Here is a 26,609-nt window from a genome sequence, read left to right as displayed (position 1 = left end):
CGGGCGTCTTAACCACCGACGACCGTGCCCCATCCTCCCGTGGCGGAGGCGGCAAGAAACAGCGGGACGGCAAAACGCCAGGCGCCGCCACCCCACGCCATGCCCATGCTTCAGACAGACGCAGTATGGACGCGGACGCAGCCAATGCTCGGCCCAGATGGGTTCCCCTTGCCCTACGCAGGGGTGTGATGCGCCAGCAGGTACGCACAGTGAAGTGATCGACACATGGTGTGATGTGATCCACGGTGTTGCCAGGCGTGCAACGGAAAGGAACGAGCGCTCATGCGCGAGATCCTCGGAAGGCGACGCAGGCTCCTGTCCAGGCGAAACAACGGGAGGCCTGAGATGCTCAGCGCGGCCCTGACCTTCGCGAACGATTGGCAGTGGCCCGTGCTCCCGGGTGTGGCACCGGACCCGCAAGGGCGTGCCCGCTGCGGGTGCCCGGACCCGGAGTGCACGGTCCCCGGTGCTCACCCCTTCGACCCCGGCCTCCTCGCGGCCACCACCGACGAGCGCATGGTGCGCTGGTGGTGGACCAACCGGCCGTCCGCACCCATCGTGCTGGCCACCGGAGGCATGGCCCCCTGCGCGGTGAGCCTGCCCGCCCTCGCGGCGGCCCGCGCACTCGACGCGCTCGACCGCACGGGCATGCGCCTCGGCCCGGTCGTCGCGGCGCCCACGCGCTGGGCGATCCTCGTCGCGCCCTACTCCATGGAGCAGCTCGGCGAGCTCCTCTACGCCAAGGACTTCGTGCCGGGGTCCCTGCGCTTCCACGGCGAGGGCGGCTACATCGCGCTGCCCCCGTCCGAGACCGGCCAGGGCCAGATCCGCTGGGAGCGCGCCCCACTGCCCGGCTCGGCCGCGCCCTGGGTGCCCGATGTGGAGGCCGTGGTGGACGCGGTGGTGGAGGCGCTCACTCGTACGGGTGTGAGCGCGCCCGAGTTGTAGGGTGCCCGGCGCGCGGTGAGCCGCGCGCCCACCCGCGCTCGTTATGTTCCGCACTATGCAGCGTCATTCCGGGGGACACAGAGCCCCATCGTCTCTACGTGCCGGGCCGGACCTCCAAAGGGTTCGCCTGGTGGCGCTGGCGGGCCTCGTGGTGTTCACGGTCGCCCTGCCACTGACCGTGGCCTCCGCGGGACCCGTCGGTGACGGGAGCTCCGAGGCCGTACGCGCGTCCCAGAGGATCGACGACAAGGGAACGGTGGCCCCCGCCGCGCCCCGTTCCGCCTCCGCGGCCCCTCCCGCTTCCGCGCCCGTGCCCCGGCTTCTGGGTCTCGGCCGGGCCACCGCCGCCCGGTGCGGCCCCGAGCTCTCCTCCCCCGACGGCGTCGAGGCGCAGACCTGTGTCATGACCCAGGGGGAGGACACCTGGGCGCGCACCTACTACCGCAACGCGACCGGTGACGAGCTGAGCTCCGCACTGAGCCTCATGGGCCCCGGTGGCCGCACCGTGCAGATGAACTGCGTGGTGGGCGCCGAGGACGACCCAGGGGTGTGCGAGACGCCCAGAGGGCGTACGGCGGGGGGTGTGGGGGCGTACACGGCGGTCGCCGAGTTCGCGAGGAGCGCCGGGAGCGGGCCGATGCTGCTGCGCTCGGGGAGCGAGGTGGAGAGCGCCTCGGGGAGCGACTCCGAGAGCACCTCGGGAGGCGGCCCGGAGAGCGGGCCGTAGAGCGCCTCGGGGAGCAACTCGGCCCCGTAGCAAGGCGGTTGGCGCCGCGGGGAAATCCGTACATGGAAAGACCCGGTTGCTGGCGACGGGGGATGCACCAGCAACCGGGCTACTCGAACGGTAACAAGAGATCGGCGGTTCGCAAATTCGATCTCGGCTATTCGGACACGGATTTACCTGTCACCGCCGGGAGTTGTGACAGGAGTCACCCGCTCCGTGAAGCGCCGACCAGCTGACCGGTCGGTCAGTGCCCCGGCTGTGTGTCAGCTGAGCGTGACCTGTCGGTTCGTGAGGCCGCCGCGTGCCCGCCGCTCGTCAGGAGTGAGCGGTGCGTCCGAGGCCAGGGCGGTCGCGAGGCGCTCGGCGAACTCGGCCGCCGGCTTTTCCACGTCGTCGGCCGTGACGCCCGTGGGCAGGTCCCAGACCGGCACCGTGAGCCCGTGCGCGCGGAAGGAACCGACCAGCCGCGTGCCCTCGCCGAGGCTCGAGCGACCGGCCGCGTGCAGCCGCGCGAGCGCGTCCAGAAGCTGCTCCTCGGGGTACGGCATCACCCAGCGCAGGTGGTTCTTGTCGGGGGTCTCGCACCAGTACGCCGCGTCCACGCCGGAGAGCTTCACGGTCGGGATCGCCGCCGCGTTGGCCCGCTCCAGGGAGGCGGACACCTCCGGCGTCGAGTGCTCCGCGTCCGGGACCCAGAACTCGAAGCCCGAGTGCACAACTGGCTCGAACGCGCCTTCGGGGTCGAGCAGTTCCTGCAGTCGCGGGCCGTCGGCCGGGGCGCGGCGGCCCTGGATCGGGGTGCCGGGCTCGGCCGTGAGCGCGCGCTGGAGGGTGTCGGCGAGGTCGCGGCTGATGTCGCCGGACGCCGTGTCGTTCTGCAGGCCGATCAGGACCGAGCCGTCGTCGCGGCGCAGCGCGGGCCAGGCCATCGGCAGGACGGTGGCGAGCGTGACCGAGGGAACTCCCTCGGGCAGGCTCTCCTTGAGCTTCAGCTCGACCGTGGCGGCGGGCACCAGCTCGCGCAGAGCGACCCAGTCGCCCTCGCTCGGCAGGCCCTCGAAGGGGCGGTGGACCAGCTCCGTCACCGCGTGTGCGGCGGCCCGGCCGTGGCAGGCCTTGTAGCGGCGGCCGCTGCCGCAGGGGCAGGGCTCGCGAGCGCCGACTACCGGGATCTCCCCGTCCTTGAGCTGAGGCTGCTTGGCCTTCGTCTGGGGTCGCTTCTTGGCCATCGTGGGTGTCTCCCGATCACGGCTCGTCTCGTACTGGCGCGAGCCTAGCCGCTCGTACGTCGGCCGACGGGACCCTGTGGACAACGCACCGAGTCGTCCCGGAACCGGACCTTCCGTCCGTGGCTTCCGCCCACGGTTTTCCGCCCCGCTCCGTCGAGCTCCGCCCCGCCCCCGCTCCGTCGTGCCCCGCCCGTCCTGGCCTGTCCCGTCCTGGTCAGTCCAAGTCGTCGAAGGCGTCCGCGAAGTCGAGCCCGGGCAGCCCTGTCACACCGGGTGACGCGACGCGCGTAGCGAAGTCGTCACGCCGGCGCGCGGCGGCCGTGTCCGTCACGTCGTCCTGGACGACGACCCACACGGTGACCTCTCCGTGGGTGTCGTCCCGTACGCCCCAGTCCTTGGCCAGCGCCGTGATGATGTTCAGCCCGCGGCCGCCGTGTGCGGTGACCGAAGGCGTGGCGGGAACCGGGCGGGTCGGACCACCGCCGTCCGTCACCTCGACGGTGAGCCTGCCGGACGCGTCGACGCGCCACGCGGCCCGGACGTCGCCGTCCCCGGCGAGGGCGTCGCCGAGGGGCCTGCCGTGCCGGCATGCATTGCTCAAAAGTTCGGAAAGGATCAGTACGGCGTCGTCGATGACCGATTCCGTCACTCCACCGGTGCGCAGTTGATCGCGCATCCGATGTCTTGCTTTCCCCACGCCCGCAGGGCCATGGGGAACGGCCATGCTCGACGACGTGGGCACCTCCTGTGCCACCACCAACGCCACCCCCGAGACCTCCTTTGCCCCACGCCACGGTGTGGATGCCCCTCTGGACTGGACTGGAAACCGGCCAATCCACGTCTGCTGACGCACTCGTAACGATCGAATACGGAACGAACGCGCCGGTGCACTCCCTGTAACCGGGTGGCTGGATTTCGGCGGTGATTGACGTGATCCGACGGCCGTCGTCGGCACCTCGAGCGATGGTTTCCGGACGACGAGCCGCGAGGTCAGCGGCCGAGTTGGTGCAGCACCGCGCGTGGGCGGTTGGTGATGATGGCGTCGATGCCCAGTTCAACGCAGAGATCGACGTCCTCGGGTTCGTTCACCGTCCAGACGTGGACCTGATGACCGGCTTTTTTCAGCCGTTCGATGTATCCGGGGTGGCTGCGTACGATCCGCATCGAGGGGCCTGCGATCCGGACACCGGCCGGCAGTCGTCCGTCGCGCAGCCGGGGCGAGATGAACTGCAGAAGATAGACCGTCGGCAGCGTCGGGGACGCGGACCGGACGCGGTGCAGGGAGCGCGCCGAGAAGCTCATGACGCGCACCGGAGAGGTGGCGGCGCTCGCCGGGGCGTCCAGGCCGAAGCGCTTCAGGAGGAGCAGCAGCCGGTCCTCGACCTGGCCCGCCCAACGCGTGGGGTGCTTGGTCTCGATGGCCAGCTCCACGCGGCGGCCCGCGTCGGCGACGAGTTCGAGCAGTCGCTCCAGGGTGAGGACGGAGGTGTCCTGCGGGTCCCCGGGGCCGTACTCCCAGTCGGGGGACTCGTCGCGGTTCTTCCAGGAGCCGAAGTCCAGGGCGGCGAGCTCGGCGAGCTCCAGGGCGGAGACGGCTCCGCGGCCGTTGGACGTACGGTTGACGCGGCGGTCGTGCACACAGACGAGATGTCCGTCCGCGGTCAGCCGGACATCGCACTCGAGGGCGTCCGCACCGTCCTCGATCGCCTTCTTGTACGCGGCCAGGGTGTGCTCGGGAGCCTCTTCGGAGGCCCCGCGGTGGGCGACGACCTGAATCGGGTGCTGTCGTGCGTGGGTCACCGCGTCATGGTGCCACCGTCACAGGGCCGACGTGGGGGCCGAGACACCAGGAATGTTTCTTTTTAGTATAAAAAGCCCGATATAAAGGATGGTCGTGGACCCACAGCCACCGCTTATGGTGCTCTGACGTCCCGTGGGAAAAGCTGACGGCGTACAAAAAGCACATGCACACCAGCACAGCTGCATCGCGCCGGACCGTCTGACAAGCGTGAGTGAGCGTGACCGAGTGCGACCGAGAACAACAGCCGTGGACCGAGGAGAAGAGCTGTGAGCACCGAGAACGAGGGCACTGCAGTACCCCCGGCCCCGTCCGCACCTCCTGTGCCGGTGGAAACTCCCGCTGCCTCCGCGCAGAGCGCTGCGCCCGAAGGGGGCGCGCCGACCGCCCAGCTCCCGGCGGTGCCTCCGAGCGCCCCCGGCGCAACGGAGCAGACGTACGCGGCGATGGGCGCCGGGGCTCCTGAGGCGCACGGGCACGCCCCCGGAGCGTCCGGAGCGCCGGTCTCCGCCGCCGAGGCGGGCTGGCCGCCTCCGCCGCCCGCCGTTCCCTCGTACGCGGACGGTGGCGGCTCGGGAGCGGGCGGCTGGGGCTCCTCCTACGAGCAGCCCGCGCCGAAGCCCAGGAACGGGCGCGGCGGCCTGGTCGCGGCCATCCTGGTGGCCGCGCTGGTCGCGGGAGGCGTCGGCGGCGGCATCGGCTACTCGCTGGCGAAGAACAACGACAACTCCACCGACTCGACGACCGTCTCCGCGCCGAGCGGCAGTGGTGACGTGAAGCGGGCCTCGGGCACGGTCGCGAACGTGGCGGCCAAGGCGCTGCCGAGCACCGTCACCATCGAGGCCGAGAGCACCAGCGGCTCGGGCGGTACCGGCACCGGGTTCGTCTTCGACACCCAGGGCCACATCCTCACCAACAACCACGTCGTGGCGGACGCGGTCGACGGCGGCAAGCTCACCGCGACCTTCCCCAACGGCAAGAAGTACGACGCCGAGGTCGTCGGCCACGCCCAGGGCTACGACGTCGCGGTCATCAAGCTCAAGAACGCGCCGTCGGACCTGAAGCCGCTCACCCTGGGTGACTCCGACGCGGTGGCGGTCGGCGACTCCACGATCGCGATCGGCGCGCCCTTCGGCCTCTCGAACACGGTGACCACGGGCATCATCAGCGCCAAGAACCGCCCCGTGGCCTCCAGTGACGGCAGTGCCAGCAGCAAGGCCTCCTACATGAGCGCCCTGCAGACGGACGCCTCGATCAACCCGGGCAACTCCGGTGGCCCTCTCCTGGACGCCCAGGGCTCGGTCATCGGCATCAACTCGGCGATCCAGTCCTCGAGCAGCGGCGGTCTGGGCGGCACCAGCCAGTCCGGCTCCATCGGCCTCGGCTTCGCGATCCCGATCAACCAGGCGAAGCATGTCGCCCAGCAGCTGATCAAGACCGGCAAGCCGGTCTACCCGGTGATCGGCGCCTCGGTCTCCCTCGAGGACGGCACTGGCGGCGCGAAGATCACCGAGCAGGGTGCGAGCGGCTCCGCGGCGGTCACCTCCGGCGGCCCCGCCGACAAGGCCGGTCTCAAGCCCGGCGACGTCATCACCAAGCTTGACGACCAGGTGATCGACAGCGGCCCGACCCTCATCGGCGAGATCTGGACCCACCAGCCCGGTGACGTCGTGAAGCTCACGTACACGCGCGACGGAAAGACCCACACGGCCGAGGTCACCCTCGGACAGCGCGACGGCGACAGCTGACCGGTCAGCCTTGTCCCCGCGCCACCGACGATCGCCGGTGGCGCGGGGTGGGTCGCCCGAGCGGCCTAAGGGAACGGTCTTGAAAAACGTGAGGACGTGAAAGCGTCTCCGTGGGTTCGGATCGCGCCGCCATCGCAGGTCATATACATGCTGGTCAGAAGGGGTGCCTCTCGCTGAGGGGCACCCCTTCTGCATCAGGTCTGTCTCACCTTGATCCGGCTCCGTCACGTTGTGGATCAGCGTGTGTGGATCAGGCGTGGACCGGATGTCGGGCCGCGGGATTGGCCGCGACCTGGGCTTTCGTCGGGCTGATGGTTTGAAGGACTCCAAGCCCGAAGCAGGCGGCACGGGTGTTCACGCCTAGGTCCGGTGCTGTCCGGTGGACTCACTGGGTTTGTTCGAGCGTGGGGCGTGATGCCTCATGCCACCCGCTGTGAAGCCCGTTCATAGAGCGGCGGGTGGCCCCGTGCTCGTGGTGGTGGCGGTCGCGTAGGTCCCGGGCGGACGCCTTCAGATCATCAGGCGAGCAACGCCTCGTCTCAGACCGCGCGGCGCCCGGTGTCCTCTCGACCGCCACCTGCCCTGCTGCTCAGCTGCCGTGCCGCCCAGTACTCGCTGCCGCCCGAGATGTCGCTCAGCCCACGGAGACGGCGGCCGTGATGTGCGAGCCTGGCCGCGGAGCCCGATGTCTCCTGACCGTGTGACGCACGCCACGGGAACCTGCCATGCCTCGCGGACAAGACTGCACGTGGACTACTCATTGCACACCCGGATACGGGCAGGCGACCCCGAGGCGTTCCGCGAGCTCTTCCGTGACCACGCCCGACTGGTCCACCGGCACGCGGTGCGCGTGACGGGGGACTGGACCGTCGCCGAGGAAATCGTCTCGCTGACCTTCTTGGAGGCGTGGCGGCTGCGCGCCAAGCTGCGGGACGAGGGCGAAAGTCCGCGGCCCTGGCTGATGGGCATCGCCGTGAACGTACTGCGCAACACCACCCGCGCTGCGCGCCGTCACCAGCGGGCCCTGGAGCGTCTGCCGGCCAAGGAAACGGTCCCGGACTTCGCCGACGAACTCGTCGGCCGCATAGCCGATGCCGACCAGCTGGCTGCCTCCCAGCGGGCGCTGAAGAAGCTGAGCCGGAGCGAGCGCGAGGTCTTCACACTCTGTGTGTGGTCCGGGCTCAGCTACGCGGAGACGGCGGCCGTGCTCGGCGTCCCGGTCGGCACCGTGCGCTCGCGCCTGTCCCGTGCCCGTAAACGGCTGACCAAGCTGGCCGACGAAGAACTGAGAAAACGCAGGGAACCGCTACCGCGCAACGGACAAGTACAGGGCGGCCGCACTTCTGCGGCCCGGTCACACGAGTCGTACGAGGAGAGGTCCGAATGATCCGCAAGAAGTCGCGGCGTGAGGAGTCGCTGGACCACGCGGAACTGGCCCGGTTGCTGTCGGCGCCGGGAGACCCGCACCTGTCGCTCGACCGTCACCTGCTTCTCGAGGAGCACCTGATGAACGAGATCCAGCGCACCGCCCCCGCCCCCGCCCCTGCGCCGTCCCACCGCCCGGCACGCCGTGTCCTGCTGATCGGTGTCCCGGTCACCGCCGCCGCCCTGGCCGGCGCATTCGTCTTCACCGCGCTGACCAATTCCGGGGGCAGCGGCACGACCGCGGCCACCCCGCCTCCGGTTGAGGCACCGGTCGTCCGCATCGAGCCCGGCAGCACCGCTCAGCTGGCCTCCACCGTCGAGCACATCGCCGCCGCCGCCTCAGCCCGCAAGACGCCCGAACCCGGCCCGGGCCAGTACATCTACATCAAGAGCGAGGTCTCCTACCTGTCCGTCTCGCACACCGACGCAGACGACTCCAAGACCTTGGTCGAGCCCCTGCATATCCGTGAGGTTTGGAATTCCTCCGACGGCAAGCAGGGCTGGCTGGACGAGCCCGGCTACAAGCCCAAAGGCGGTGTCACCCTCGACAGCGACGTCGAGAGCAGCTTGAACGCCCCTTCCTACGACTACCTCAAGACGCTGCCCACCGACCCGGACGTCCTGCTGAAGAAGATCTACAAGGAGACCAAGGGGCAGGGGAACTCCCCGGACCAGGAGGCATTCGCCATTGTCGGTGACCTGCTCGGGGAGGAGCTCGCACCGGCGAAGCTGAGCGCGGCGCTGTACCGGGCCGCAGGCAAGATCCCCGGGGTTGTGGTGGTGGACCATGCCAAGGACGCCGCGGGACGCGAGGGCATCGCCCTGGCCCACGTTGACCAGAAGAGCGGCGACCGCACCGAGTGGATCTTCGACCGCAAGACGTACGCCTATCTCGGCAGCCGCGGTGTCCAGGTCAAGCAGGCCGACGGCGTGCAGCCCGGTACGGTCATAGAATCCACCGCCGTGCTGGAGCGGGCCGTCGTCGACGCCCAGAAGCAGCGCCCCGGCGCGCAAGGTACCGGTGTGTGAGAACGCGATCGCTCTGCTGGGACCCCGCCGGGACGGCGCTGGGCAGCGCGTATGGTGCCACGCGATCAGGACCGGCGCGTCGAGCGGCACTCCCGTCGTCGCGGGTGCAGGTCTCGCGGTCGTGGTCGGTCGGCACCGGCGCAGTGTTCATCGCGCGCAGGCGCCGCACGGCCGGCCAGAGCTGACGGCAGGCAGTAGAACTGCTACGAGGGAAGTAGGGCGCTCGCCGTGTCGTGAGCGGCCTGCTCGTACTCCGAACCGCTCGGTGAACGACCACTACGGGCGCCCGGGGTGTTGGTGGTCGCCCTTGCCGTCGTTTCAGCTCCGAGGCGTGCCCCTCTTGCAGCGGTTACCCCCGCCAATGGACGCACCACCGAGCCCACCCAAAAGGCCGGCGCCAGCAGATACGAGTGCTGGCGTAGAAGCGGAACAGGACCGCGATGCTGTGACCTGCCCGGCGTGCGACCTCGGCTGGGGAGACGCCGGACTCAAGCCAGAGCGAGACGCCCGCGTGGCGCAGGGAGTACGGCACGTCAGCCAGTGGTGAGGCCGCCTCGGACTCCGTCAGTACCGCGAGGCGGGCCGCCTTCCACGCCTCCCCGTACTCCTTGGACTGGGCTGCGTGCACGGGCGTTCACCTGCGTTCATGGCCGCTTGTCCCTCGGCGCTGGGACGGCTTCGGGTCCCGCCCGAACGACCGTGAACGGGGCTGAATGAGACGGGAACTGAGACGGCCCGGTGCGGGGATCTGTTGGTTCGTTCACCGCTTGTGGACCTGCCACCGTGCGCGGTTGTACGCCCCTGTTGATGTCAGGGCACAGCTGGGCTGTTGTACCCGAGTTGCCGCACGCCGGGGCCCATTTCGCGGCGAACCCGGCGCCGGCAAGAGCGTGCTGCTGAGCCGGCTGCTGCAGGACCTGATCGCACGCCGCACCGCAGGCACCCCCGTGCCGGTGCTGTTCTCCCTGGGGGAGCGGCTGCAGACGCGCGAGAGCCCTGGCCGGATGGGCTTCCGACCGGGAGTTGATAGCCGACACCGCTCCGAGGGGGATGCCGTCAGGAACCGACGCGCTCGTAGCGGAGCGAGGTGTAGCCGGCGCCGTCGGAGTAGACCTGTGCAATGGTGGCGGAACCGAGGGCGTTGATCAGTCGAGCCTGCAGCCGGATCGTTGTCGGCCCGCTGACTCTGATCAGCTCGCTGATCGGTGCGGTCTGGTTGCCGCCGGCCGTGGCGTCGCCCGGGTTCAGGTTGATGATCTGGTACACAAACCGCTCGCTCTTCGGCACCTCGGCACCGGAGTTGACGTTCCACAGCCGCGCGCTGATGGACGTGTTGAGGGGCGGAGTGCCTGCGAGGCGTCCGCGGACGTTCGCGTCGAGTTCGTATGTGCCAGCCCTGGGGAGGGTGACCTCGAGCGGGGTGTCAGTCCAGACTCCGTTCGGCAGGTTGACAATCGTATTCAGCGTTGCGATCCCTGCGATCCCTCCTCTGTTCGCTGCGGGTGCGATGGGTGCCGTATTCGCGTTGCTCGGCGCAGTGAACGCGGTCGTGGTGCCGATGAGCAGCGTTGCGGCGATGGCGGCGAGGCCGGTGCGCAGGACGGATTTCATGGTTCCTCCCGGACGAAGGCTATGTGGAATATGCCTTGGATAAGGTACGGAACCTGACAGAATATGAATGTATTGAACATGCCGGTTGAATGGGTGACAGCGGCTCGTGCAGCAGACAAGTGAGGCACGCGGGGGCTGCAGACATGCGAAAGGCCCCGCCCATTCGCCACGGGTGTGGCCATTGGGGGTCCTATTCCACTGAGCCAGTCGCGGCCGTGCCGTGATAATGGTCGGGTGAAAGAAGAGTCGCCCGTACCAACGCCCGTCATTCTCGGCATAGACGACCTCCGGCCGCTGCCCTGGACCACGCGTATCGCGCGCAGTAGCGGCGAAGGTATCAAGCTCCTGCAAGAGCACCGCGACAGCTTCATCGACGAACTCTGGCTCGACCACGACCTCGGCGGCGACGACAGCATCTTGCCCGTGGTGACCCTCATGGAAGAAGCCGCTTTCAACGGGCGGCCCTTCCGAATCGGCACGGTCTTCGTACACAGCGCCAACCCCATTGGCGCCGAGACCGTCGTCCGGTCGCTCACGCGCTGGGACTACCAGGTCCGGCGGGCGACGGTCTAGGAATCTGATTTCGAGGTCTGGCCTCATCCTTATCAGGTCGATCACGGGGGCCGAATAGCCGCTGCGGCGGCCGGAGCCACCGTTCGGAGGTGACGGCAATGACGGCAATGACGGCACAGAGGCCGGTGATCACCAACCTTGACCATCCAGCCGGGCCAGGGCCGAGCCCCTCCGTAAGACATTGCCCGATCCTGCGGATCAGAAGGTCGCAGAGTCCTCTCCGCGCTCTTGCTCCACGGAGCCGCGGGAGGGCGCTGAGGCAGGGCCCAGCGGGGCCGATCTCTCCGGAGATGCCGACAGGTCCAGCACAGCCCTGGGCTTACCCGCGTCGACCTGGGGCCGCGGACCGCGTGCTGATGATCGGCGCAGTGGGCATCGGGCGCGGACGGAGCCAGTGGACCCCGTGTGGACCATGGCCGCTGCGAAACGCCTGGAGCCGGTACGCTGTACCCGCTCCGCCCCTGGTGGGCGGGGCCAAGGTGGGTTGCCCGAGCGGCCTAAGGGAACGGTCTTGAAAACCGTCGTGGCAGCGATGTCACCGTGGGTTCAAATCCCACACCCACCGCAGGTGAACGGCCCCTGACCAGGTAAATCGGTCGGGGGCCGTTCTCATGTGCGCTGCCCGGCATGTGGCCGGCTCGTTGCGCGTTGACCCAGCCTCTGGACTGCCGGCCTGCCAGGCTGGACACACGCGCTCTCAGGGGTTTTCCGCGACGGCTCACAGTTCGAAGTCCTGGGCGGTTTCCTCCCAGGGGATGGCGCGCAGGGCAGGATCGGCGGTGTGGTCGGACGGGACGTCGGGGGTGGCCTGGAACCACGCGACCGCGAGGGCCGAGCGGTGGAGGACGGTGTCGACGGCGGGGTCCACCGCGCTGGAGAGGAAGAGGCCGACGCAGATCACGGCGGGGAGCAGTTCGACCGGGCCGAAGCCGCCGCCGGGCACGTTCGGATGGTCTCGGTGGGGTGTGACGAGGTGCGTCGGGGTGTTGGGGAACGCCGCCGCCGTACGTCGGACCAGGCCGTCGACGATGCGGTCGTTCCAGCGCTTGAAGGGGTAGCCCTCGAGCATTCCGCCGTAGGTCGAGGTGAGACGCAGGTCGGATATCTCGACGGTTCTGCCCGAGGTGAGAGTGATGCGGGTCAGGGCCATGGCGCGCAGCCTAGGGACGGGCGGTTCGTGGTGTCGTTCCGTTTTCCGGTGGCCCGGGGCGTGGGAACGTCATCCGGGACGCCGAGGCGATCGTCGAGCGGGCCTCGCGTTCGGTGAGGCCGGTGCGGACGGCGGCCTCGACGAGTGCGGTGCTCAGCTCCGGTCCGATGCCGTTCTCATAGGCGCGGCAGGCGGCCCAGAAGAGGCGGGTGTTGCGCTGGCCCTCGTGGGCGGCGAGCACGAACTGAACCAGCCCCTGGCCGTGTTGGCCGGTCACAGGGGGCGCGCGGTGGTGTGTGCGGGGCGGGGGCGTGAGCAGGCGCAGGAGTTCGCGCGGACAGGGCGCGGGCGCCAACTGGGCGGTGCCCGGGGCCGTTCCGTACACGCCGTGCTCGGTGCGGGAGCCGGGGCCGACGAGGTAGCCGCCGGCGCCGCGGATGTCGATGCCCGGGGCCAGTCGGCTCGCCGAGTTGGGGACGATCACGTCGGGCGGTCCGGTCAGCCAGAGGTGGCGGCCGCCGCTCGGGGTCAGCACGACCACCGTCTCCGGGATCGTGAACAGGTGGCGCAGGGCCAGTTCGCGCAGGGCGGCCGAGGAGTCCGTACCGGATTTGGTGTCGAGGTCGATGCCGATGAGGCGGTGCGGGTCGAGGCCGCAGGCGATGCCGTAGCCGGTCGCCCAGGGTGCGGCGGCGAAGAGCGCGCGGATGCGGCGGGGGTCGGTTGAGGCGTCGTACACGCCGTGTCCGAAGCGGCCGCATTCGCCGTGGCAGGGAGGGGACGTCGGGTCGGGATCGGGGTCGTCGCGGTGGGGGGAGCGCAGGGCCGGGAGCTTCGTGCGGGACAGCGGGATCACCGCGAGGCCGCGTTCGGCGGCGGACAGGGCGTGGGCCAGGGCCAGGGTCGTGGCCTGCCGGTCGATGGTGGCCATGCATCCATGTTCGTACGAGTGTTCGAAAAAGGGAAGGGCTTGCCGGGCCTGGGGGTGCCGGGAAGGTGATTCAGGAGAGATTGGCCAAAAAGTGGCGGAACGGTTCCTCCCTTGGGATGCCCGGGATGTGGCTGTCCGACCCGGTCTGAGCTGGGGTTTCTTGTCATGAAGAGGGTTTATCGACATGTACTCACGCTTGAGGGCGAATCACGGCTTCCGGGGTGGTTCGCCGGGGATTCGGTGGGCAACTCTGGAGTCGCGACGTCGTGATCAGCGCCGGGGTGGTCGGCCAACCGCCTTGGAACGAGCAGTAATTCCCGGTTCGCACCGGTCCGTACATCCGGTTCTTGGAGGAATTCACATGGCAAGCATCCGTACCGCCCGTGTTCTCGCCGCCGTCTCGGCCCTGCCCCTCGCCGCCGCCCTCTTCACGGGTGTGGCCACGGCGGACAACGGCGCTTTCGCGGACAACGGATCGAACGCGGGCGTGGCAACCGTCAGCGGCAGCGGGGTCGGGCACAACAACAGCGGCAACTCCTCGACCACGCAGCAGCAGGCGGTCGGCTCCGGGGCCTCGAACCAGAGCAATACGGCTCAGGTCAACGGCTCCGCGTTCACGGCCATCGACCAGTCGAACGCCGTCGTCAACTTCACCAACCTCTGGTGAGCCGGGGCCGATTCGCCCGCTCTCGACGGGCTCGTCGGCCCGGAAGCACCGTGTGGGGTGCTCTTGTGGGGTGGTAACGCGTCTGCGCGACGGCACTTCGGTGTCGTCGCGCAGACGTTTTCGCGTGTCCGAGGAGCTGGGCCGCCGGCTGTCGTCCTCGACGGTCCCGTCGTGACCTTCCCGGCGGTCACGTCGTGACCTTGACAGCTCCCGTTATCTGACGGACAGTCAGAAAACCTTGTTCGTACGAGGTCCGGGAGGGCCGCCGCCGTGCACCTCGCCCCCACCGAGCGCCAGCAACGGCTGCGCGCCGAACTGCGTACGTACTTCCGGGACCTGATGCCCGACGGTCCCCCGCCCGCCGACGACCCCGGCAGGCAGCGCGCGCTGCTGCGCCGCATCGGCGCCGACGGACTGCTCGGGATCGGCTGGCCCGTCGCGTACGGGGGCCAAGGGCGCGGAGCCGACGAGCAGTTCGTGTTCTTCGACGAGGCGTACCGGGCCGGAGCGCCGGTGTCGATGGTCACGCTGAACACCGTCGGACCGACCCTCATGAAGTACGGGAGCGAGGCGCAGAAGGAGTACTTCCTGCCGCGCGTCCTCAGGGGCGACCTCGTCTTCGCGATCGGGTACTCGGAGCCCTCGGCGGGCACGGACCTGGCCTCGCTGCGCACCCGCGCCGTGCGGGAGGGCGAGTCCTGGCTGATCGACGGGCAGAAGATCTTCACCTCCAACGCCCAGCACGCCGACTGGATCTGGCTCGCCTGCCGCACCGACCCCGACGCGCCCAAGCACCGGGGCATCTCGATCGTCCTCGTGCCCACGGACGCGCCGGGCTTCTCGTGGACACCGATCGAGACGGTGGGCGGGCTGACCACCACGGCCACGTACTACGACGGCATCCGCGTCCCCTCCACGAACCTCGTCGGCGAGGAGAACGGCGGCTGGGAGCTCATCACCAACCAGCTCAACCACGAGCGGGTCGCCCTCGCCGCGATCGGCATGCAGGCCGAGGACTTCTACGCGGCCGCGCTGCGGGCGGCGCGCACCCCCGATCCGGTGACGGGGCGGTGTCGGGTTGACGAGCCCTGGGTGCGTTTTCGGCTGGCCGAGGTGCATGCACGGCTGGCGGCATCACGCCTGCTCAACTGGCGTTTGGTGGGGGATGTCGGGGCCGGCCGACTGGCCCCGGGCGACGCGAGCGGCGTGAAGGTCGCGGGAACGGAATCGGCGGTCGCTTCGTACCGAATGTGTCAGGAAGTCGTGGGTGCGCAGGCGCTGGTGCGCTCCGGTTCGCCGGGTGTGTTCGGGGACGGCGAGCTGGAGCGGATGAACAGGGCGGCGCAGATCAACACCTTCGGGGGCGGGGTGAGCGAGGTGCAGCGGGAGATCGTGGCGACCATGCGGCTCGGGATGACGAGGGGGCGGCGGTGAGCGAGAAGGCGGCCGAGCCGGCAGCGCGGCTCAAGGCGTACGAGGCGCGGCTCAAGGCGTACGAAGGGCGTGCGGCCGCCGTCGCGGGCGTGGGCAAGGACCCGGTCAACGAGCCGATGATCCGGCACTGGTGCGAGGCGATGGGCGACACCAACGCGGCGTACACGGGTCCGGACGCCGTGGCGCCGCCCACCATGCTCCAGGCGTGGACGATGGGCGGCCTGTCCGGGCACGAGGGCCGCTCGGACGCGTACGACGAGCTGCTCGGCCTGCTCGACGAGGCCGGCTGCACCTCCGTGGTCGCCACCGACTGCGAGCAGGAGTATCTGCGCCCGCTGCGGCCCGGCGACGAGATCACCTTCGACGCGGTGATCGAGTCGGTCTCCGGGCGCAAGACCACCAAGCTGGGCACCGGGCACTTCGTCACGACACGGATGGACGTACGGGCGAACGGGGAGCCGGCGGGGACGCACCGGTTCCGGATCCTCAAGTACGCCCCGGCGCGCACCAGGTCCAAGGCGGCCCGGCCGCGACCGGTCGTCAACCGGGACAACGCCGGGTTCTGGGAGGGCGTCGGCCGGCACCAGCTGCTGATCCAGCGGTGCGGCGGCTGCGGGACGCTGCGGTTTCCCTGGCTGCCGGGGTGCGGCGCGTGCGGCTCCCCGGAGTGGGACACGGTCGAGGCGAGCGGAGAGGGGACGGTCTACTCGTACGTCGTCATGCACCACCCGCCGTTCCCCGCCTTCGACCCTCCGTACGCCGTGGGCCTGATCGAGCTCGCCGAGGGCGTCCGGATCGTCAGCAACGTCATCGGGGTGCCGTACGACAAGGTGCGGATCGGGATGCCCGTGCGGCTCCGGTTCGAGCGGTACGACGAGGAGCTGGTGCTGCCGGTCTTCCGCGCCGGTGCGGAGGGGGGACGCTGACATGGACTTCACGCCCACCGAGGAGCAGGCGGCCGCCCGCGACCTGGCCGCGCGGATCTTCGGCGACCTCTCCACCCCGGAGCGGCTCGCCGCGGCCGGCACCGGCAGCGACGCCGAGACATGGAAGGCGCTGTGCGCGGCCGGGCTGGTGGCGGCCGTCGCGGACACGGGGCTCCTCGGCCTGGTGCTGCTTCTGGAGGAGCAGGGGCGGACCACGGCCCAGGTGCCGTTCGCGGCGAGCTGTGTGTACGGGCTGCTGGCGGTGTCCGCCCACGGTTCTCCGGAGCAGCGGGAGCGGCTGCTGCCGGGGATCGGGGACGGGACGGCGGTGGTGTGCGGGGCGGTCTTCGAGCCGGGAGGCGTTCGGGCGGACGCGGCGGGGCGGTTGAGCGGAGTCGTCCCCGTGGTGCCGTGGCTGCGGGACGCCACCCATGTGCTCGTCGCGGACGACCGGCGCCGGTTGTGGCTCGTGCGGACCGCTGACGCGCGGTGCGCGCCGGTCGAGCTGACAGCGCCCTGGGCGGCGGGGCGGCTGACGCTCGACGGGACGCCGGGTGAGCCGGTGGGCGGGGCGGACGCCTGCGACGACGTGCTCGCCACCGCCCGGACGGCCTTCGCGGGGCTGCAGGCCGGCGTGTGCGCCGGGTCGCTGGCACGAGCCGTGGAGCACACCAACACACGCGAGCAGTTCGGACGTCCGCTCGCCGCCAAGCAGGGTGTCCAACTCCGGGCCGCGGACGCGTTCATGGACACCGAGGCGATACGGGTGACGGCGTACGAGGCGGCGTGGCGGCGCGACGAGGGGCTCGCGTACGCGACGCACGCGCTGACCGCGGCCTGGTGGGCGTCGGAGGCGGGTCAGCGGGTCGTTCACGCGGGCCAGCATCTGCACGGAGGGACGGGCGCCGACCTGGAGCACCCGGTGCACCGGCACTTCCTGTGGGGGCGGCAGTTGGACGCGTACCTGGGATGCGGGAGCGAAGTCCTCCAGGAACTGGGGGAGCTGATCGCGAGCGGGGAGGAGGAGACATGAGGGTCGGGGAAGGGGAGCGGGTGCGGGTCGCAGAGGGCGAGTGCGTGCGGGCCGGGCAGGGCGAGCGGGCCGGGGAGGGCGAGCGGGTGCGGGCCGGTGCCGAGCTGCCGCCGCTGGAGATCGAGATCACACGCACGCTGATCGTGGCCGGGGCGATCGCGTCCCGGGACTACCAGGACGTGCACCACGACGCCGAGCTGGCACGGCACAGGGGCTCCCCCGACGTCTTCATGAACATCCTGACCACCAACGGCCTCGTCGGGCGCTACATCACGGACCACTTCGGACCGGACGCCGTCCTCCGCAAGGTCGCCATACGGCTGGGAGCGCCCAACTACCCCGGCGACACGATGGTGCTGACCGGCAGGGTCGAAGAGGTCGAGGGCGACACCGCGACCGTGCGCGTCGTCGGGGCGAACGGCATCGGCAGACATGTGACCGGGACCGTGACGGTCACCCTGCCGCCCGGCGGTGCCTCGTGAGCGTACGCACGAGGGACCGGCTCGGCGGCCGGGCGGCGATCGTCGGCATCGGGGCCACCGAGTTCTCCAAGGACTCCGGGCGCAGCGAGCTGACGCTCGCCGCGGAGGCGGTGCGGGCGGCGCTCGACGACGCGGGGCTGACACCGGCCGAGGTGGACGGGATGGTCACGTTCACCATGGACACCAGCCCGGAGATCACCGTCGCCCAGGCGGCCGGGATCGGCGAGCTGTCCTTCTTCTCGCGGGTGCACTACGGAGGCGGTGCGGCCTGCGCCACCGTCCAGCAGGCGGCGCTCGCGGTGGCGACCGGGGTGGCCGAGGTCGTCGTCTGCTACCGGGCGTTCAACGAGCGGTCGGGGCGGAGATTCGGAGCGGGGGTGCAGCAGCGGGAGCCGTCGGCCGAGGGCGTCGCGCTGGGCTGGGCCCTGCCGTTCGGGCTGCTCACCCCGGCGTCCTGGGTGGCGATGGCGGCCCAGCGGTATCTGCACACCTACGGACTGACGCCCGAGGCGTTCGGCCACGTCGCCGTGGTGGACCGCAAGTACGCGGCGACGAACCCGGCGGCGTACTTCCACGGCAGACCGATCACCCTCGCCGAACACGCGGCCTCACGGTGGATCGTGGAGCCGCTGCGGCTGCTGGACTGCTGCCAGGAGACGGACGGCGGCCAGGCGTTGGTCGTCACCTCCGTGGAGCGTGCCCGGGAGCTGCCGCACCCGCCCGCGGTGATCACGGCGGCGGCCCAGGGCGCCGGCCGGGCGCAGGAACAGATGACGAGTTTCTACCGGGACGAGCTGACCGGGCTGCCGGAGATGGGGGTCGTGGCGCGTCAGTTGTGGCGGACCTCGGGGCTGATCCCTACGGACATCGACGTGGGCATCCTGTACGACCACTTCACGCCGTTCGTGCTGATGCAGCTGGAGGAGTTCGGGTTCTGCAAGCCGGGGGAGGCCGCGGACTTCGTCGCCGAGGAGCGGCTTCCGCTGAACACTCACGGGGGGCAACTCGGGGAGGCGTATCTGCACGGGATGAACGGGGTGGCGGAGGCCGTACGCCAGCTGCGCGGCACGTCCGTGAACCAGATACCGGGCGCCGGTCGCATCCTGGTCACCGCGGGCACCGGGGTCCCCACGTCGGGGCTGATCCTGGGGACGGACGGGGGATGAGTACGCTGTCGGGCTCGCGCCGCTCGCGCCGCTCTCCCCGCTCGCTCCGCGTCACGGAGCCCCTCGGGGACATCCCGGGTGGTACGGCGGCAGCCGCCGTACTACGGCCGTACGAGTCTCTCAGGGGTGAACCCTCAGGGTGCGGGCGCCGCTCGTCCACCCTCAGGAGGTGGGGCCAGCCCCCCTCCTACAACCTGAGGGGGACACCTCTTCGGGACCTGCGGCCGATCCGAAAAGGTAGGGGTCACTCCTAGCGTGGAGCCATGACCTCACTCGTCTGCACCAGCGGTTCGAACGGCGGGACACGGACCCTTCCGTACCCGTCGTTCTCGTCGTACATGAAGGCCCGCCAGCCGGTGCTGCTGCGTACGGCCCGCTCGCTGACCGCGAACCCGAGCGACGCCGAGGACCTGCTGCAGACCGCGCTGACCAAGACCTACGTCGCGTGGGAGCGGATCGAGGACCACCGCGCGCTCGACGGCTATGTACGGCGTGCGCTGCTGAACACCCGGACCTCGCAGTGGCGCAAGCGCAAGGTCGACGAGTTCGTGTGCGACGAGCTCCCGGAGCCGGAGGACGTCCCCGCCGGGGACCCGGCCGAGCAGCAGGCGCTGCACGACGCGATGTGGCGCGCCATCATGAAGCTCCCGGCGCGGCAGCGGGCCATGGTCGTCCTGCGGTACTACGAGGACCTGAGCGAGGCACAGACCGCGGAGGTGCTCGGTGTCTCCGTCGGCACGGTCAAGTCTGCGGTGTCACGGGCGCTGGGCAAGCTGCGTGAGGACCCGGAGTTGGAACCCGTGCGCTGACCTTCGGCGGATGGCCGAACGGCCCCTGCGGAAAAGTTCCCGTCCGAGCCGAACGACCCCTGTGACCTGATCGATCGTCCGGAGCTAGTGACATACCACGTGGTATGTGCGCAGAATCAGCGCATCCCTTACCGCCTCGTAGGCAATGTCGCCCCGGGAGGACGCCGTGCTGAGCACGATGCAGGACGTACCGCTGCTGATCTCGAGGATCCTGACCCACGGGTCGGCCATCCATGGCACCTCGCAGGTGATCACCTGGACAGGTGAGGGAGAGCCGCAGCGCCGTTCCTACGCCGAGATCGGCGACCGGGCCGCCCAACTCGCGCACGCGCTGCGCGAGGAGCTCGGTGTCGAGGACGACGACCGTGTGGCGACGCTGATGTGGAACAACGCCGAGCATGTCGAGGCGTACTTCGGGATCCCCTCCATGGGCGCGGTCCTGCACACGCTCAACCTCCGCCTCCCCGCGGAACAACTCGTCTTCATCGTCAACCACGCCGCCGACCGCGTGATCATCGCCAACGGCTCGCTGCTCCCGCTGCTCGCGCCGCTGCTCCCCCATCTGCCGACGGTCGAGCACGTGGTCGTCTCGGGCCCCGGTGACCGTTCGCTGCTCGAGGGCGCGAGCGTCCAGGTGCACGAGTACGACGAGTTGATCGCGGACAAGCCGACCACGTACGACTGGCCGGAGCTGGACGAGCGTGCCGCCGCGGCCATGTGTTACACCTCCGGCACCACCGGCGACCCCAAGGGCGTCATCTACTCCCACCGTTCGATCTACCTGCACTCCATGCAGGTCAACATGGCCCAGTCGATGGGGCTCACCGACCAGGACACCTCGCTCGTGGTGGTCCCCCAGTTCCACGTCAACGCCTGGGGCCTGCCGCACGCCACGTTCATGACCGGCGTCAACCTCCTCATGCCGGACCGTTTCCTCCAGCCCGCGCCGCTCGCCGAGATGATCGAGTCCGAGCGGCCTACGCACGCCGCGGCCGTCCCCACCATCTGGCAGGGCCTGCTCGGTGAACTGCACGCCAAGCCCCGGGACGTCTCCTCGCTGACCCAGGTCACCATCGGTGGCTCGGCCTGCCCGCCCTCCCTCATGGAGGCCTTCGACAAGCTGGGCATGCGCGTCTGCCACGCCTGGGGCATGACGGAGACCTCCCCGCTGGGCACGATCGCCCGGCCGCCGGCCAGCGTCGTCGGCACGGCCGAGGAGTTCGCGTACCGCCTCACCCAGGGCCGCTTCCCGGCCGGCGTGGAGGCCCGGCTCACCGGCCCCGGCGGCGAACGCCTCCCCTGGGACGGCGAGTCCGCGGGCGAGCTGGAGGTGCGCGGCCCCTGGATCGCGGGCGCGTACTACGGCGGCCAGGGCACCGAACCGGTTCGCCCCGCCGACAAGTTCAGCGAGGACGGCTGGCTCAAGACCGGTGACGTCGGCACGATCAGCCACGACGGCTTCCTGACCCTCACCGACCGCGCCAAGGACGTCATCAAGTCGGGCGGCGAGTGGATCTCCTCCGTCGACCTGGAGAACGCGCTGATGTCGCACCCGGCCGTCGCCGAGGCCGCCGTCGTCGCCGTCCCCGACGACAAGTGGGGCGAGCGCCCTCTCGCCACGGTCGTCCTGAGGGAGGGCGCCACCGCCGACTTCGCGTCGCTGCGCACCTTCCTCGCCGAGGAGGGCAGGATCGCCAAGTGGCAGCTTCCGGAGCGCTGGACGATCATCGAGTCCGTCCCGAAGACGAGCGTCGGCAAGTTCGACAAGAAGGTGCTGCGCAGGCAGTACGCGGAGGGCACGCTGGACGTCACCCAGCTCTGAGGTCCTCGGCGGCAGAATGACGGTTGGGGTGCTGTTTCACGTGAAACAGCACCCCAACCGTCGTATGGGTGAACCCAGTTCGAGGCCAGCAGGTCCGCAGGCCAGCAGGGCAGCGGGTCAGTTCGTTCCGATGCGCGCCAGCAGATCCACGATCCGGTCCTGCACCTCGACGCTCGTCGAGCGTTCGGCGAGGAACAGGACCGTCTCACCCGCGGCGAGGCGCGGCAGTTCGGCCTGGTCGACAGCCGCGGTGTAGACGACGAGCGGTGTGCGGTTCAACTGCCCGTTCGCTCGCAGCCAGTCCACGATCCCGGCACGCCGACGCCGTACCTGCATCAGATCCATCACGACCAGGTTCGGCCGCATCTGAGAGGCCAGCGTGACCGCGTCCGCGTCCGTGGACGCCCGCGCCACCTGCATTCCGCGCCGCTCCAGCGTCGAGGTCAACGCCAGCGCGATCTCCGCGTGCTCCTCGATGAGCAGCACGCGCGGCGGGTGCTGCTCGGAGTCCCGCGGCGCGAGCGCCTTCAGGAGTACGGCGGGATCGGCGCCGTACGCCGCCTCCCGCGTCGCCTGCCCCAGTCCCGCCGTCACCAGTACCGGGACCTCGGCGGCGACGGCGGCCTGGCGCAGCGACTGCAGCGCGGTGCGTGTGATCGGACCGGTCAGCGGGTCCACGAACAGCGCGGCAGGGAACGCGGCGATCTGCGCGTCCACCTCCTCGCGCGAGTTCACGATGACGGGCCGGTAGCCGCGGTCGCTCAGCGCCTGCTGGGTCGTCACATCCGGCGCGGGCCACACAAGGAGGCGGCGGGGGTTGTCCAGCGGCTCCGGGGGCAGCTCGTCGTCGACGGGTCGCGGCTGCGGCTGGTCGGCGACCTCGACCGCGCCACCGGGGCCGTCCAGGGGCTCAGGACCCTCGTCGGCGTTCTTGTCCGGGGCTCCTATGGCGTACGACCGACCGGCGCCCTCGGTCGCTCCGGGCAGCCTCGGCCCGGGTGCCGTGGCGGTCTGCCCGGCCTGCGGATGCGGGCGCGCCGTCGCTTCGGGGCGCTCGGCGGCGGGCTCCGGGGGAGTGCCGAGCTTGCGGCGGCGGCCGGAGCCGTTGGTCTGGTGCGGGGGAGGCGTGGCGGTCTGCTGCGCCTGCGCCTGGGCCGGTACGACCCCCGGCTGGTTCGGCGCCGACTGACGGCTGAACGGCACGCCCTGCCCGAGCGTCCGCACACTGAACGCGCGCCCCTGCGTCGAGTTGGGGTCGACCGGCGCGGCGGTCTCGGCGGGCAGCGGCTGGGCGACCCGCGGCTGAGCCCCCGGCCGGGGTACCGACTGCGCGGGCTGCTCCGGCGGCAGGGGGGTGCCGGGGGCAGGAGTCTGCGCCTGCGGTCGCGGCTGGGCCTGACGGGCGGCGGCCGCCGCCGGGGCGGGTGCGCCGGGCGGTGCAGGCGCACCCGGAGGTACGGGGCCGCCGGGCGGCACGGGGATGCCGGCGCCGGAGGTGTCGTCGGCGTTCGAGGCCGGCCAAGGGGCCGGGGCCTGCGCGGGGACGGCCTGTGCCGGGGCTCCGGGCGCCGGGGTGGCCGGTACGGGGACGCCCTGGGCCGCAACCGCCGCCGCGTCGGGCCGGGCCGGAGCCGGTGCCTGGCGGGTCCGCACTCCCGACGGCGCGGGAACCGGGTGCGGCTGCGGCGGAGTGTGATCGTCGGCCGGGTCGAGCGGCATCCCGTCGTGCCGGCCCTCGTCCCCCTGGCCACGACCGGCTACGGCACCGACGGCGTCGCCCGCCTGCTCCAGGAGCTGCTGCTGGGCCCGCTGTGCCTGCTGTGCCTGTTCGGCCTGGATGTACTCGGGTGAGCGGTCGGCCTCCGCGGGCGGAAGCGCGAACACGGTCCGAGTGCCCCCTTCCTGCGCGGCGGCCCGCTCGGCCGCCGCGGCCAGCGCCCGCCGACGTCGCCCGGTCGGCTGCGCGCCTGCACCTTCGGCGGGGACGGCCTCCGGGGCACCCGGAGCACCGGGCGCGCTCGGGGCGCTGGGAGCCGCGGGCAACGCGGGCGGCAGAGCGTGCTGTTCGCCGTCACGCCGTGCCCGCCGCCCGGACGGCACGGGCACCCCTTGCGGGGAAGCCACGGGGACCCCCTGCGGAGGCACCGTCCCGCCCAGACCCGTACCCACGGCCGCGGTTCCCGCCCCGTGCTCGGCCGCCATGACGACCGCGCCCTCCGACACACCCTCGGCCGCGTCGCCGTCCGCGCCCTCGACCGTGCTCGGCCGCCCACGACGGCGCCCGGTGGCGACGCCGTCGCCGTCACCGGGGCCCTGGGCCTGCGCGGGCACGGACACCTCGGCGGCCTCCTGCTCCGCGGCCGTACGGCGCCTGCGCCGCCCGGTGGGAGCGGCCGCACCGCCCTCGGTCGTGACCGGCTCCGCGGGGGCGACCTCGCTCTCCAGGAAGGCGTCCACGGAGGACCGCCGGGCCCGCCGCCTGCCACCGCCCTGGTTGCCGCCGTTCTGGTGCGAGGCCTGCTCGGGGAGGGCGATCTCGGCACCGGTCGACACCGGGGCCGCGGGGGCCATCGCTCCGGCCCCGTCGCCGATCGGCACCTCCAGGACGAACGCGCTGCCGCTCATGCCCGGCACCTCGTGCGTCTGCAGCACGCCGCCGTGCGCGCGCACGATCCCGCGCACGATCGGCTCGTGCACCGGGTCTCCCCCGCTGTACGGCCCGCGCACCTCGATCCGTACGACCTCGCCGCGCTGTGCCGCGGCCACGACGACGGTGTTGTCCATGTAGCCGCCCGCGGACACCGGCGCGTTGCCGGTCGCGTCGACTCCGGCCACGTCCGCGATGAGGTGCGCCAGCGCCTGTGCGAGCCGCTGCGGGTCGACCTCGGCCTCGATGGGCGGCGCGTGCACGGCGAACTGCACACGCCCGGGCCCGATCAGTTCGACGGCCCCGTCGACACCGGCCGCGACGACCGCGTCCAGCATCACGTTCGTACGGACGATCTGCTCGGCCCCCGCGTCCAGCCGCTGATAGCCGAGCACGTTGTCGACGAGGGTCGTGATCCGCGAGTAGCCCGCCGCGAGGTGGTGAAGCACCTGGTTGGCCTCGGGCCACAGCTGGCCGGCGTCGTCGGCGGCGAGCTTGGAGAGCTCACCGCGCAGCTGGTCGAGGGGCCCGCGCAGGGACTGGCCGAGCACGGAGAGAAGCTGATCGTGCCGGGCGGTCAGCGCCTCGTAGCGGTCCTTCTCGCGCTCGCCGAGCGCCGCGTACCGCTCGTCACCCGCGGCGAGTTCCTCCTCGTGGCGCTCGCTCACCTCGGCGAGCTCGGCGGCGTGCCGTTCGCGCAGTGCCGCCAGCTCCGCCGCGTGCTCCTCGCCGATCCGCTCGATCTCCTCCGCGTGCTGGGTGGCCTCGGCGTCCTTCTCCTCGACGAGGCTGTCGTACGGCCGTCGGTCGGTGAAGGTCATCACGGCGCCGACGAGCTGGTCCCCGTCGCGCACCGGAGCGGTCGTCAGATCGACCGGCACCTTGTTCCCGGACTTGGACCACAGGACCTGCCCGCGCACCCGGTGCTTGCGCCCGGAGCGCAGGGTGTCGGCGAGCGGGGACTCCTCGTACGCGAAGGGCTCGCCGTCCGCGCGCGAGTGAAGGATGAGGGCGTGCAGGTCCTGCCCGCCGAGATCACTCGCCCGGTATCCCAGTATCTGAGCGGCCGCCGGATTGACGAGGACGACCCGCCCCTCCGTGTCCGTGCCCACGACACCCTCGGCCGCCGCGCGCAGGATCATCTCGGTCTGTCGTTGCGAACGCGCGAGTTCGGCCTCGGTGTCGACGGTGCCCGACAGATCGCGTACGACGAGCATGAGCAGCTCGTCAGGGGTGGGACCGTAACTGTCGTAGGCCTGCTGGCCGTTCTCCAGGTTCGCGCTGGTGACCTCGACCGGGAACTCGCTGCCGTCGGTCCGCCGCGCGATCATCCTGGTCGGCTTGGTCCGCCCGCGCTGGTCGATCGTCTCGGGCCGCCGCATGGACCCGGGGATCAGCCGCGAGTCGAACTGCGGCAGCAGATCGAGCAGCCCCCGGCCCACCAGAGCCGTACCCGGGGCCTCGAAGGCCTCCAGGGCGATGGTGTTGGCGTTGACGACCGTGCCATTGGCGTTGACCAGCACCAACGCATCGGGCAGCGCGTCCAGTATGGCTGCGAGGCGAGCAGCGCCTCGGGATGGCCTGCTGCTCACGAGACGCTTCCTCCCTGTTACCGCACCTTGCCGACCGCGAGGGCCATCTTGCCAACCTGCCCGCAGCGTGTCACGCGAGGGAGTCTACGGGCAGAGCTTGCGCTCGCGGCGCCGGATGAGAGGGAGGTCGCACGCAGAAGAACGGAAGAACCTGTGACCGCGCATTTCATCCCTTCCCTCCCTACCTCGCCGAACCGTGGTGTCACCATGGCCGAGCCGTGCCGCGGCTGTGCGTGGAGCCGGGGAGCAGGGGGACGAGGGCGTCCCAGCGCGCGATCTGGCAGCCGTCCGCCCGGTCGAACCGCGCGTCGACGGGCCGCCCGGCCCAGGTCCCGGTCACATGGGCGGTGGCCGGACCGCCGTACATCATCGTGCACATCGTGCCGGGCGCCACGGGGGCGAAGGGGTCCTTGCCCCACGTGGTCCGCTGGTCCAGCGTCGCGCACGCCTTGCCCACGTCGGGGTGACTGCCGCCATCGGGATGACATCGCAGCTCGTACGTCCCGTCGCCGCCTTCCGTGTGCCGGACGGTCACGGTCAGCCGGTCCCCGGAATCCTCGCCGCGGGCCGGCGGAGGCATCAGGCTCAGGGAGGCCGGTTCCGCGCGGGCGGCTCCGGCCTGGGCGACGGCGGGCAGGGCGGGTACGGCGGACAGCGCCGCGACGGACGCGGCGGCGGTGAGAACGAGACGACGCAACATGACCTGACTAACGCGAGGGGCCCCGAGCGGTTGCGCGCGGCCGACGCCCGCCCCGCGCGCCTCTCAGAGGCTCGGCGCTCCGGCTCACCGGCTCCCCGGGACTTTGCTCTGTGACCCGACTGCCTAGTACCGTAGGAGCCGATTGGTGACACCCCACCCGGC

Annotated in this window: 22 protein-coding genes, 1 tRNA gene and 1 pseudogene; 15 read left to right on the top strand and 9 right to left on the bottom strand. The window is 71.0% G+C overall.

Annotated features, from left to right (window positions below):
* The first annotated feature begins 282 nt into the window (after positions 1 to 282).
* Positions 283 to 948 (top strand): bifunctional DNA primase/polymerase, encoded by a 666-nt coding sequence (locus tag ACZ69M_RS36775; RefSeq protein WP_470056877.1) that lies wholly within the window; start codon positions 283 to 285, stop codon positions 946 to 948.
* A gap of 55 nt (positions 949 to 1,003) precedes the next feature.
* Entirely contained in the window at positions 1,004 to 1,675 is a 672-nt protein-coding gene (locus ACZ69M_RS36770) for a hypothetical protein (RefSeq protein WP_470056875.1), read from the top strand.
* 263 nt (positions 1,676 to 1,938) lie between these two features.
* On the opposite strand, the gene ACZ69M_RS36765 is transcribed toward ACZ69M_RS36770, so the two are convergent.
* From ACZ69M_RS36765 to ACZ69M_RS36755, 3 genes are all read right to left on the bottom strand, one after another.
* Positions 1,939 to 2,904: a DUF5926 family protein gene (locus ACZ69M_RS36765; RefSeq protein ID WP_470056873.1), complete on the bottom strand. Its 966-nt coding sequence runs from the start codon at positions 2,902 to 2,904 to the stop codon at positions 1,939 to 1,941.
* 214 nt (positions 2,905 to 3,118) lie between these two features.
* A complete protein-coding gene (locus ACZ69M_RS36760) occupies positions 3,119 to 3,757 on the bottom strand; it encodes an ATP-binding protein (protein ID WP_470056871.1) in 639 nt (212 codons plus the stop codon).
* A gap of 137 nt (positions 3,758 to 3,894) precedes the next feature.
* Entirely contained in the window at positions 3,895 to 4,704 is an 810-nt protein-coding gene (locus tag ACZ69M_RS36755) for a glycerophosphodiester phosphodiesterase (protein WP_470056870.1), read from the bottom strand.
* Between the two features lie 267 nt (positions 4,705 to 4,971).
* Between ACZ69M_RS36755 and ACZ69M_RS36750 the strand changes: the two genes are divergently transcribed.
* The 3 genes from ACZ69M_RS36750 (at position 4,972) to ACZ69M_RS36740 (ending at position 8,904) form a co-directional block, all read left to right on the top strand.
* Positions 4,972 to 6,450: a S1C family serine protease gene (locus ACZ69M_RS36750; protein WP_470056868.1), complete on the top strand. Its 1,479-nt coding sequence runs from the start codon at positions 4,972 to 4,974 to the stop codon at positions 6,448 to 6,450.
* Between the two features lie 748 nt (positions 6,451 to 7,198).
* The gene (locus tag ACZ69M_RS36745; RefSeq protein WP_470056866.1) at positions 7,199 to 7,837 is read left to right on the top strand and encodes an RNA polymerase sigma factor; all 639 of its coding nucleotides are present in this window, start codon (positions 7,199 to 7,201) and stop codon (positions 7,835 to 7,837) included.
* A complete protein-coding gene (locus ACZ69M_RS36740) occupies positions 7,834 to 8,904 on the top strand; it encodes a CU044_5270 family protein (protein WP_470056864.1) in 1,071 nt (356 codons plus the stop codon). Before ACZ69M_RS36745 ends, ACZ69M_RS36740 begins: the two co-directional genes overlap by 4 nt.
* A gap of 415 nt (positions 8,905 to 9,319) precedes the next feature.
* Here the strand turns inward: ACZ69M_RS36740 and ACZ69M_RS36735 are convergent.
* Positions 9,320 to 9,520: pseudogene (locus tag ACZ69M_RS36735) on the bottom strand (site-specific integrase); the annotation flags it as partial.
* Between the two features lie 440 nt (positions 9,521 to 9,960).
* A complete protein-coding gene (locus tag ACZ69M_RS36730) occupies positions 9,961 to 10,515 on the bottom strand; it encodes a hypothetical protein (RefSeq protein ID WP_470056862.1) in 555 nt (184 codons plus the stop codon).
* 234 nt (positions 10,516 to 10,749) lie between these two features.
* On the opposite strand from ACZ69M_RS36730, the gene ACZ69M_RS36725 reads away from it, so the two are divergent.
* Together ACZ69M_RS36725 and ACZ69M_RS36720 are read left to right on the top strand one after the other, a co-directional pair.
* Entirely contained in the window at positions 10,750 to 11,088 is a 339-nt protein-coding gene (locus ACZ69M_RS36725) for a cyclic-phosphate processing receiver domain-containing protein (RefSeq protein ID WP_356786692.1), read from the top strand.
* Between the two features lie 478 nt (positions 11,089 to 11,566).
* Positions 11,567 to 11,653 (top strand) — tRNA-Ser (locus ACZ69M_RS36720).
* A gap of 153 nt (positions 11,654 to 11,806) precedes the next feature.
* Here the strand turns inward: ACZ69M_RS36720 and ACZ69M_RS36715 are convergent.
* Positions 11,807 to 12,238, bottom strand: coding sequence for a hypothetical protein (locus tag ACZ69M_RS36715; protein WP_470056860.1), 432 nt, complete (start codon positions 12,236 to 12,238; stop codon positions 11,807 to 11,809).
* 10 nt (positions 12,239 to 12,248) lie between these two features.
* Entirely contained in the window at positions 12,249 to 13,169 is a 921-nt protein-coding gene (locus tag ACZ69M_RS36710; protein WP_470056858.1) for a bifunctional DNA primase/polymerase, read from the bottom strand.
* 361 nt (positions 13,170 to 13,530) lie between these two features.
* Here ACZ69M_RS36710 and ACZ69M_RS36705 point away from each other — a divergent pair, with 361 nt between their 5' ends.
* The 8 genes from ACZ69M_RS36705 (at position 13,531) to ACZ69M_RS36670 (ending at position 21,508) form a co-directional block, all read left to right on the top strand.
* Positions 13,531 to 13,836 (top strand): hypothetical protein, encoded by a 306-nt coding sequence (locus ACZ69M_RS36705; protein ID WP_388124250.1) that lies wholly within the window; start codon positions 13,531 to 13,533, stop codon positions 13,834 to 13,836.
* 270 nt (positions 13,837 to 14,106) lie between these two features.
* A complete protein-coding gene (locus tag ACZ69M_RS36700) occupies positions 14,107 to 15,270 on the top strand; it encodes an acyl-CoA dehydrogenase family protein (protein WP_470056856.1) in 1,164 nt (387 codons plus the stop codon).
* Positions 15,267 to 16,196: a bifunctional MaoC family dehydratase N-terminal/OB-fold nucleic acid binding domain-containing protein gene (locus ACZ69M_RS36695; RefSeq protein ID WP_470056854.1), complete on the top strand. Its 930-nt coding sequence runs from the start codon at positions 15,267 to 15,269 to the stop codon at positions 16,194 to 16,196. The genes ACZ69M_RS36700 and ACZ69M_RS36695 overlap by 4 nt, the downstream gene beginning before the upstream one ends.
* 1 nt (position 16,197) lies before the next feature.
* Positions 16,198 to 17,229, top strand: coding sequence for an acyl-CoA dehydrogenase family protein (locus tag ACZ69M_RS36690; protein ID WP_470056852.1), 1,032 nt, complete (start codon positions 16,198 to 16,200; stop codon positions 17,227 to 17,229).
* An 86-nt stretch (positions 17,230 to 17,315) separates the two neighbouring features.
* Positions 17,316 to 17,711, top strand: a complete 396-nt coding sequence (locus ACZ69M_RS36685) for a MaoC family dehydratase (protein ID WP_470057042.1) — start codon at positions 17,316 to 17,318, stop codon at positions 17,709 to 17,711.
* Positions 17,708 to 18,877: a lipid-transfer protein gene (locus ACZ69M_RS36680; RefSeq protein WP_470056850.1), complete on the top strand. Its 1,170-nt coding sequence runs from the start codon at positions 17,708 to 17,710 to the stop codon at positions 18,875 to 18,877. Before ACZ69M_RS36685 ends, ACZ69M_RS36680 begins: the two co-directional genes overlap by 4 nt.
* A gap of 263 nt (positions 18,878 to 19,140) precedes the next feature.
* Positions 19,141 to 19,686, top strand: coding sequence for a SigE family RNA polymerase sigma factor (locus ACZ69M_RS36675; RefSeq protein WP_095853762.1), 546 nt, complete (start codon positions 19,141 to 19,143; stop codon positions 19,684 to 19,686).
* 145 nt (positions 19,687 to 19,831) lie between these two features.
* Complete coding sequence (locus ACZ69M_RS36670) at positions 19,832 to 21,508, top strand: long-chain fatty acid--CoA ligase (RefSeq protein WP_470056848.1); 1,677 nt, start codon at positions 19,832 to 19,834, stop codon at positions 21,506 to 21,508.
* Between the two features lie 117 nt (positions 21,509 to 21,625).
* Here ACZ69M_RS36670 and ACZ69M_RS36665 read toward each other — a convergent pair whose 3' ends face one another.
* A complete protein-coding gene (locus tag ACZ69M_RS36665; protein ID WP_470056846.1) occupies positions 21,626 to 25,747 on the bottom strand; it encodes a hybrid sensor histidine kinase/response regulator in 4,122 nt (1,373 codons plus the stop codon).
* Positions 25,748 to 25,949: 202 nt separating this feature from the next.
* Positions 25,950 to 26,447: an SSI family serine proteinase inhibitor gene (locus ACZ69M_RS36660; protein WP_470056845.1), complete on the bottom strand. Its 498-nt coding sequence runs from the start codon at positions 26,445 to 26,447 to the stop codon at positions 25,950 to 25,952.
* Positions 26,448 to 26,609 lie beyond the last annotated feature (162 nt).

This window comes from Streptomyces sp. NPDC107454 (assembly GCF_055582885.1).
The sequence above is the reverse complement of the archived record's forward strand: the minus strand, read 5'-3'. Positions and strand labels throughout refer to the sequence as shown.

Excerpts from the sequence above, each read along its gene's own strand:
- ACZ69M_RS36775 (WP_470056877.1), top strand. The coding sequence starts at position 283 with ATGCGCGAGATCCTCGGAAGGCGACGCAGGCTCCTGTCCAGGCGAAAC.
- ACZ69M_RS36770 (WP_470056875.1), top strand. The coding sequence starts at position 1,004 with ATGCAGCGTCATTCCGGGGGACACAGAGCCCCATCGTCTCTACGTGCC.
- ACZ69M_RS36765 (WP_470056873.1), bottom strand. The coding sequence starts at position 2,904 with ATGGCCAAGAAGCGACCCCAGACGAAGGCCAAGCAGCCTCAGCTCAAG.
- ACZ69M_RS36740 (WP_470056864.1), top strand. The coding sequence starts at position 7,834 with ATGATCCGCAAGAAGTCGCGGCGTGAGGAGTCGCTGGACCACGCGGAA.
- ACZ69M_RS36730 (WP_470056862.1), bottom strand. The coding sequence starts at position 10,515 with ATGAAATCCGTCCTGCGCACCGGCCTCGCCGCCATCGCCGCAACGCTG.
- ACZ69M_RS36715 (WP_470056860.1), bottom strand. The coding sequence starts at position 12,238 with ATGGCCCTGACCCGCATCACTCTCACCTCGGGCAGAACCGTCGAGATA.
- ACZ69M_RS36710 (WP_470056858.1), bottom strand. The coding sequence starts at position 13,169 with ATGGCCACCATCGACCGGCAGGCCACGACCCTGGCCCTGGCCCACGCC.
- ACZ69M_RS36705 (WP_388124250.1), top strand. The coding sequence starts at position 13,531 with ATGGCAAGCATCCGTACCGCCCGTGTTCTCGCCGCCGTCTCGGCCCTG.
- ACZ69M_RS36690 (WP_470056852.1), top strand. The coding sequence starts at position 16,198 with ATGGACTTCACGCCCACCGAGGAGCAGGCGGCCGCCCGCGACCTGGCC.
- ACZ69M_RS36675 (WP_095853762.1), top strand. The coding sequence starts at position 19,141 with ATGACCTCACTCGTCTGCACCAGCGGTTCGAACGGCGGGACACGGACC.
- ACZ69M_RS36670 (WP_470056848.1), top strand. The coding sequence starts at position 19,832 with ATGTCGCCCCGGGAGGACGCCGTGCTGAGCACGATGCAGGACGTACCG.
- ACZ69M_RS36660 (WP_470056845.1), bottom strand. The coding sequence starts at position 26,447 with ATGTTGCGTCGTCTCGTTCTCACCGCCGCCGCGTCCGTCGCGGCGCTG.